Genomic DNA, 6,178 nt, shown 5'->3' with positions numbered 1-6,178 from the left:
TGCGCAGCCTGATCCGGCGGGCATGGACCACTCACCGCTGGGACGGACGCCCGAACCGCCGACCATGACCGCACGCCTATCCGCGCAACCTCTAACAGTTAGCAATTTGCCACCAAGATCGCGCAACGCTCAGTACACCTGGTTCGGTCGCGGCGGGTTCTCCGCCAGGAGGTCCAAGCCCAAAGGGGTGAGGAACAGCAGTGTGCTCGTGCCTCGCCGGGAACAGCTGATCAGACGTGCCTCACGCAGCGCTTTGAGGTGGTAGCTGGTGGCCGCCAGCGACAGGCCGATACGCCGGGCGACTTCGCCGGCCAATGGACCGTCGGCAGCGACGCGCAGCACGGCGGCCCGGGTAGTACCGAGAAGGGACTGCAGGGTGTCCTGCCCGGGATGCCGAGCATGCGGACGCCACCATTCGGCGGTTCTCTCAACGGGATACACCACAACCGGTGCGAGGCCGGGGTCGATCAGGGTGACGACGGTCCGCCAGCAGAACACCGAGGGCACCAGCGTGACACCGCGCCCTGCGAGATGAATGTCGCGGTCCTTCGGATAGTCCGCTTCGAGAACGGGCGGCGTCCACCGGAGCAGGGGGCGGAAGCTCTCCAGCAGGGCGTCGGCACCACCGTGCAGGAGCGTGCGGGCCCGCCCGGCCACGTCCGCTTGTGCGTGGGTCGAAACCCGGGGCCAGTCGGGTAACAGGACCGACTCGTAGTAAGTGCGCAGTGCTTGACCCAGTGAAGTGAGCGCCGCTGCTTCACCACGCACGAGCGGGGCTGTCCACTCGGGCAGGCGGGGCATCGCGGCGAGTTCCTGACTGAGGCGCCTGCCCGGCGTGGACAGCACGGCCTCGATGCCGCATTCCATCCCTGCTGCGGCCTCGCAGGGCGTGAGGAAGTCCGGGAAGTCACCGTAAGGCGGGGCGAGGGCGCGCAGGAGCCGCGGCATCCACACGGGAAGCTGGCGCAGCCGCTCACGTGCCCTGCCCCGCCACGCGTCGAACACCGCTCTGCCCTCACGGTTGCCCAGGAGGTTGGTGCTGAGCACCACTTCCCAGAGCGGATCCGGACGCGCTGCAACACGGATACGCGCAAGATCGTCGCTGGTGAAGTGCAGTCGGAGCACTCCTCCCCCCTCCCCCGTGGCACAGCAGAATCTAGCGCCACAGACAAAGCCTGACCAGCGTTCTTCCAGCACGTTGGAACGTGGTGGACCGGTGGGCCGGGTGCCCGCGACGATGACTGCCGCGCGACAAGACCGCACACTCTGTTGACTGGCAGAAGGAGTCGTCTTCGGTGATACGCGTCAAAGCATCACTCACGGCATTGGCCTTGACGGTGGCGTCTGGCACCGCGGCCCTCGTGTTCGCCTCGCCTGCGCAGGCAGCCACCTGCTCCTGGTACTCCGGGCAGGTCGGCAACTCGTCGAACTGCGACAACCAGGATCCCGACGCTCTCGGCTCCGCCTGCGGCAGCGACGCACGCACCGTCGCCTCCGTCGTGCTGAAGCGGAGCTACGACGGCGCGGCGACCGGGCCGACTGTGGATCTGCGGTACAGCGGCAACTGCCGCACTGTGTGGGCCCGTATTCGCGGGGCTTGGGGGGCCGACTACGATCAGATGGGCTGTACCGTCACCATCCACCGCAACTCCGACGGTCAGGAACTGTACAGATCCCCGTCCTTCGGCTCGACGAACGCCACCGTCTGGACCAACGTCCTTTACGACGCGGGCGTCACCTCATACGCCAGCGGCCACTGCGACACCAGCCCCGGCTACCAATACGACGGCCGCACGATCAACTGGTAGAACCACACCTCTGTGCCGGATCCGGATCCGGCACAGAGGTGCAACGCGGGCTTGCTGCGAGGATCTGTAGAGCATTCAACTGCCCCGGGCCGTGGTGTGTTCCGGTGTTCGTCACGGGGAATCGTCGCGCGAGTCGGTACCAGCCCGGGCCGCAGTGGTCCAGCGCGGCGAACCTGTGCCGCTCGAAAAGTCCCGCTCCAGCGCTACACCGGACGGCGCGAAGACTTCGCCCAGGCTGCGATCGCCGGGCTGGTCTCCGACCGCTCAGTTCGCCGCGCCACCCGCATTACCAGTACCGAACTGGTCCTCGCACGCACCGCCGCCTGCTGACCACGATCACCCCAAAGCCGAACCGCCAAGTCGGCGCTGCCCGACGGACACAGCTGCCCCATCTGTTACAGCGGCAAGGACATGACCAGATCGGTGGTGGCGAATCCGAGCGAGGTATACAGCGCGATCGCAGTCTGGTTGTACGCGAAGACATGCAGTCCGATCTGTACCGAGCCGAGTTCACGGGCGAGGTCGGCACCCGCGAGCATCACCGCCCGGCCGTAGCCGCGACCGCGCAACTCGGCATCGACCTCGATGTCGTAGATGAATGCCGCAGTCTCAGTTCCGTGCGGGCGCAGATTCAGCCAGAAGATGCCCACACGGTCGCCGCTCGTCGCATCCCGGGCCAGGCAGAGATGGGTGTCCTTGGTGGCGAGCCCGTCGGGCAGCAGCCGGGCCAGGTTCTGCGCGGACTTCGCCGCAGCCTCCTCGGCCGTCCAGTTGCCCGAGGTCACATTGCTGGCAGCGTGCTTGACCAGCATGTGTTCGAAGTAGGCCTGGAATTCGGTCTCGGTCATCGGGTCGAGTCGCACCTGCGCAGACGTCACGATCCGGAATCTACCCGCTGGCCCGGTCGCTGATCCAGATCGGGTGCGCGGCCGCTCAGGTTGTGGGGCGGCGGCCATGTTTGGGCCTGGCCTCGGGCCGCGAGGTCGGCGGCGTATTCGGCCCGGTGTCCCCGTCCTGCGGGGAGAGGTCCTTGTTACGGATGAATTCCTCGAAGTCGCTCACACTGTCCTGGGCGACGTGCGGGGATCGAGGAGATGGCGGCCACGGACCCGGCCGACGCGACGGCGCAGTTCGAACTCAACCGGGCCTTCCACCGGCTACTGATCGAGCCCTGCGACAACGCGCTGCTCCTGCGGATGATCGACACCCTCTGGGACCACCCGTCAACCGCCGCATCTCCCGCTCCTACGTCCAGGACCGGGCAGCGTCCCGGTGATGGTGAGCGAGCACTGCGCCATCCTGGAGGCCGCCCGCGCGGCGGACGAGGACCGCCTGGTCCGCCTGGCGACCGAGCACATGTACACCGGCTACCGGCAGGCCCTGCCCGCGGACAGCGGCCTGGAACTGGTACCGGGGTCAAGACGGAGCAATCGCGCTGAAAGCTGACAAGGGGCCGTCGGCAATGCGGCGGCCCCTTGTCAGGTTCCGGGGTCCAGGTCAGACCGTTTCGGGGGTCCTGGTCTCCTCGGCGAAGTCGATCTCCGGTGGCAAACTCATCGCATCGAGTTGCTCGTATAGCAGACGGACAAGGACCGCAAGCGCCGTCACGTCGTCGGCTTCTATCACGGAACACCCCCGCGTCGGCGGGGAGGACGGGGTATGTCGTGCCCTTGGTCGTCATCATGACGGAACACCTCCGCGTCGGTGGGGAGGACAGAACGCGGTCTTGGCGCGGCTCATGCAGAGACGGAACAGCCCCGCCTACACGGTGTGGTCGGGTGGCCGTGTCACGTTGACGTGGTGCGGCCACCCGACCGTGTGAGGATGTGAAGTGGCGGACCGGATGTGCGGATTGGCTGCAGTCCAGGGCTTTTCCGGACCATCACTGGGGAGGAGCGTTAGGCGTTTGCTGTGGAGTACGGCTCACAGTTTGCGCTGTGCACCGTCGAGATGCTCGCGGACGTGTCGATCGGGGTGGCCGAGGAGGAAGCAGATCCCGCCGACGACCGCCACCGCGGCCATAACCAGCAGCGTGATCCAGTCGAGGTTGAAGTATCCGCGCGGGCTGGTCAGCCCCGTCGGCGCCACCACATTGACCAGCATCGCCACCAGGTACAAGGTGGCCAGCACGGTCACCGGCCAGCCCCAGCGGCCGAGACGGAACCGGCCCTCGGGAACCCAGCCGCGTGCCCGCGCCACGATCGCACCGACGACGGTGAGCAGGAAGGACAGGTAGATGCCGCTCACCCCGAAGGACACCAAAGAGACCAGGACGTTGGTATTCGCCGGGTAGGTGATGAAGCCGAGCTTGATGTCGTGGCTCGGCGAGGCGAACTCCAGCAGGACGAACAGCGCGGTCACCACCGCACCGGCGAGCAGCGCGTTGACCGGCGTGCGGAAGCGGGAGTGGACCTTGGAGACCCAGGCCGAACGGGGGAGCGCGCCGTCGCGCGCGTAGGAGAACATCAGGCGGCTGCCCGCGCCCTGCACCGAACTGCCGCAGGAGAAGAACGCAAAGACGATCAACAGCAACAGCATGTCCTGCAGCCAGCTGGGCAGCTGGCCCAGGACGAAGGGGACGCCGCCGCCCTTGACCGTCGCCGCGACCGGATTACTCGCGGGCATCGCCAGCAGCAAGGCGGCGACCAAGACAAAGGACGCAACCCCGCCCCACATCAAAGACAGCCGCATCGAACGCGGGACCTGCCGCCCAGCGTCCGCGGTCTCCTCGGAGATGTCCCCGGCCGACTCGAAGCCGTAGAAGATGTAGACCGGGGCAAGCACGGAGATGAGCGCAGCGCCGGTCAACCAGTTGCCGTGGAAGTCCAGCCCCAGCGGATTGGCTGCGGCATGCTGCACGTTCTCAGTGGAGAACAAAAAGCCCAGACCGTGGTGGAAGCCGTGCACGGCCAGCACTATCGCGATACCGACCGTGCCGATCAGCTCCACATACACACCGAATTGGGCCACCCGCCCCATCACCCGCGCGCCAGTCACGTTGAGCGCGGTCTGGATGGCCAGCAGGACCACGGTGACCACCAGAATCACCATGTGGGAGGCGGGGTCGAAGGTCCAGCCGAACCAGTTGTGGCCCAACGCCACGGCGTAGCTGACCACGCCGGTGTCCACCGAGGCCACGGTGATGAGCAGCGCTATGCCGTAGAACCAGCCTACGAACCAGCCATAGCGGGAGCCGACGGAGAACTTGCCGTACTGGTACAGGGCTCCGGCGACCGGATAGTGGCTGGCCAGTTCACCGAAGACCAGGGCGACCAGGAGCATCCCGGCCACCGGCAGCCAGGTCAGCCACACATACGCCGGCCCGCCCGTGCCGACGCCGAGTACGAACAGGGAGTAGATCCCCACCATGGGCGACAGGTAGGTAAAGGCCACGGAGAAATTGGCGAAGAGCCCCAGCACACGACTGAGTTGGGGTTTGTAGCCGAGACTTTCCAATCTGGCGTCATCGTTCAGCGGGTTGCCGGCGTCTACCGGCGTGGGTGCAGTCATGGCGGATAACCTCAGGGAGAAGGCGGCACGGATCGCCCGCACAGCGGATCGAGGCTGCGGGTGGGGGATGACTGTAGGGCTCCAACGTCCGATCATGAAGTAGGCGGAACGCCTTTTCCTCAGCCGCGATGGGACGAAACGTCGCCACCGCTCCGCGCAGCACCGCAGGGGTTTGCCGGCAGCAGGTGGACGGATGCAGGCCGGCACGTGCCCGCTCCACCTGCGGCGCCCCTGCCCGGCCGGCTGCAAGTGGAGTTGCTTCGGTTCGGGAGATACCGAACCGAAGCAACTCCAGCTCCCGTCAGGCGGCGGTGTCGAGGACGGTCACCTTCAGGCCGGCCTGCCGCCCGGCGGCCAGTACGGTCCGCAAGTTGTCCAGTAGGCCGACCTCGGTGGCGACCGGCTCCCAGCTGATCGGCTGGACGATCTGGCCAGGTCGTTCCACGTGCTCGGCTTTGAGACACAAGCTGGCCAAGCGGCCGCGTGGGCAGGCTTGCGCATCGATCAGCCGGTAGTTCTGCCGGCTACTGCGAGACCCGCACTCGTTGCCCGATGAGAGAGTGGCATCGTTAGGCTGCCAGCATGATTCGCGCTGTGATCTTTGATGTGGGCGAGTGCCTCGTGGACGAGACCACGGAGTACGGCACGTGGGCCGACTGGCTCGGTGTACCACGCCACACCTTCCATGCGATGTTCGGCGCTGTCATTGCTCAGGGCCGCGATTACCGCGAGACGTTCCAGGAGTTCCGGCCCGGCTTTGAGCTCTATGCGGAGCGTGAGCGGCGTGCGCAGGCGGGGCAGCCGGAGACCTTCGGCGAGGCTGATGTGTATCCCGACGTCCGCGATGCTCTCGCTGCTTT

General features: G+C 66.6%; 6 protein-coding genes and 2 pseudogenes. 4 read left to right on the top strand and 4 right to left on the bottom strand.

From position 1 onward, the window contains the following. Positions 1–129 precede the first annotated feature (129 nt). Positions 130–1,125, bottom strand: a complete 996-nt coding sequence (locus ABZ904_RS50170) for a DUF5937 family protein (RefSeq protein WP_361830914.1) — start codon at positions 1,123–1,125, stop codon at positions 130–132. Between the two features lie 212 nt (positions 1,126–1,337). On the opposite strand from ABZ904_RS50170, the gene ABZ904_RS50165 reads away from it, so the two are divergent. Then, positions 1,338–1,808, top strand: coding sequence for a DUF2690 domain-containing protein (locus ABZ904_RS50165; RefSeq protein ID WP_361830916.1), 471 nt, complete (start codon positions 1,338–1,340; stop codon positions 1,806–1,808). A 395-nt stretch (positions 1,809–2,203) separates the two neighbouring features. Here ABZ904_RS50165 and ABZ904_RS50160 read toward each other — a convergent pair whose 3' ends face one another. Continuing rightward, on the bottom strand, positions 2,204–2,686 hold the full coding sequence (locus ABZ904_RS50160; RefSeq protein ID WP_361830911.1) for a GNAT family N-acetyltransferase: 483 nt from the start codon (positions 2,684–2,686) through the stop codon (positions 2,204–2,206). A gap of 216 nt (positions 2,687–2,902) precedes the next feature. Here ABZ904_RS50160 and ABZ904_RS50155 point away from each other — a divergent pair. Both ABZ904_RS50155 and ABZ904_RS50150 read left to right on the top strand, forming a co-directional pair. Then, positions 2,903–3,037, top strand: a pseudogene (locus ABZ904_RS50155) (FCD domain-containing protein); the annotation flags it as partial. Between the two features lie 46 nt (positions 3,038–3,083). After that, positions 3,084–3,254, top strand: a complete 171-nt coding sequence (locus ABZ904_RS50150) for a hypothetical protein (RefSeq protein WP_361830919.1) — start codon at positions 3,084–3,086, stop codon at positions 3,252–3,254. A 477-nt stretch (positions 3,255–3,731) separates the two neighbouring features. Here the strand turns inward: ABZ904_RS50150 and ABZ904_RS50145 are convergent, their stop codons facing one another. Both ABZ904_RS50145 and ABZ904_RS50140 read right to left on the bottom strand, forming a co-directional pair. Continuing rightward, positions 3,732–5,318 carry an APC family permease gene (locus ABZ904_RS50145; RefSeq protein ID WP_361000805.1) on the bottom strand — a complete coding sequence of 529 codons (1,587 nt, stop codon included), beginning with the start codon at positions 5,316–5,318 and terminating at the stop codon, positions 3,732–3,734. A 301-nt stretch (positions 5,319–5,619) separates the two neighbouring features. Beyond that, positions 5,620–5,763 carry a hypothetical protein gene (locus tag ABZ904_RS50140; protein WP_361830908.1) on the bottom strand — a complete coding sequence of 48 codons (144 nt, stop codon included), beginning with the start codon at positions 5,761–5,763 and terminating at the stop codon, positions 5,620–5,622. A gap of 137 nt (positions 5,764–5,900) precedes the next feature. Between ABZ904_RS50140 and ABZ904_RS50135 the strand changes: the two are divergent. After that, positions 5,901–6,178: pseudogene (locus ABZ904_RS50135) on the top strand (haloacid dehalogenase); the annotation flags it as partial.

This window comes from Streptomyces sp. NPDC046900, assembly GCF_040644975.1.
Lineage (GTDB): Bacteria > Actinomycetota > Actinomycetes > Streptomycetales > Streptomycetaceae > Streptomyces.
This window is presented reverse-complemented; position numbering and strand designations above follow the sequence as displayed.

What these genes read in the sequence shown, in the direction of transcription:
- ABZ904_RS50150 (WP_361830919.1), top strand. Translation starts at nt 3,084, where the DNA reads ATGGTGAGCGAGCACTGCGCCATCCTGGAGGCCGCCCGCGCGGCGGAC.
- ABZ904_RS50145 (WP_361000805.1), bottom strand. Translation starts at nt 5,318, where the DNA reads ATGACTGCACCCACGCCGGTAGACGCCGGCAACCCGCTGAACGATGAC.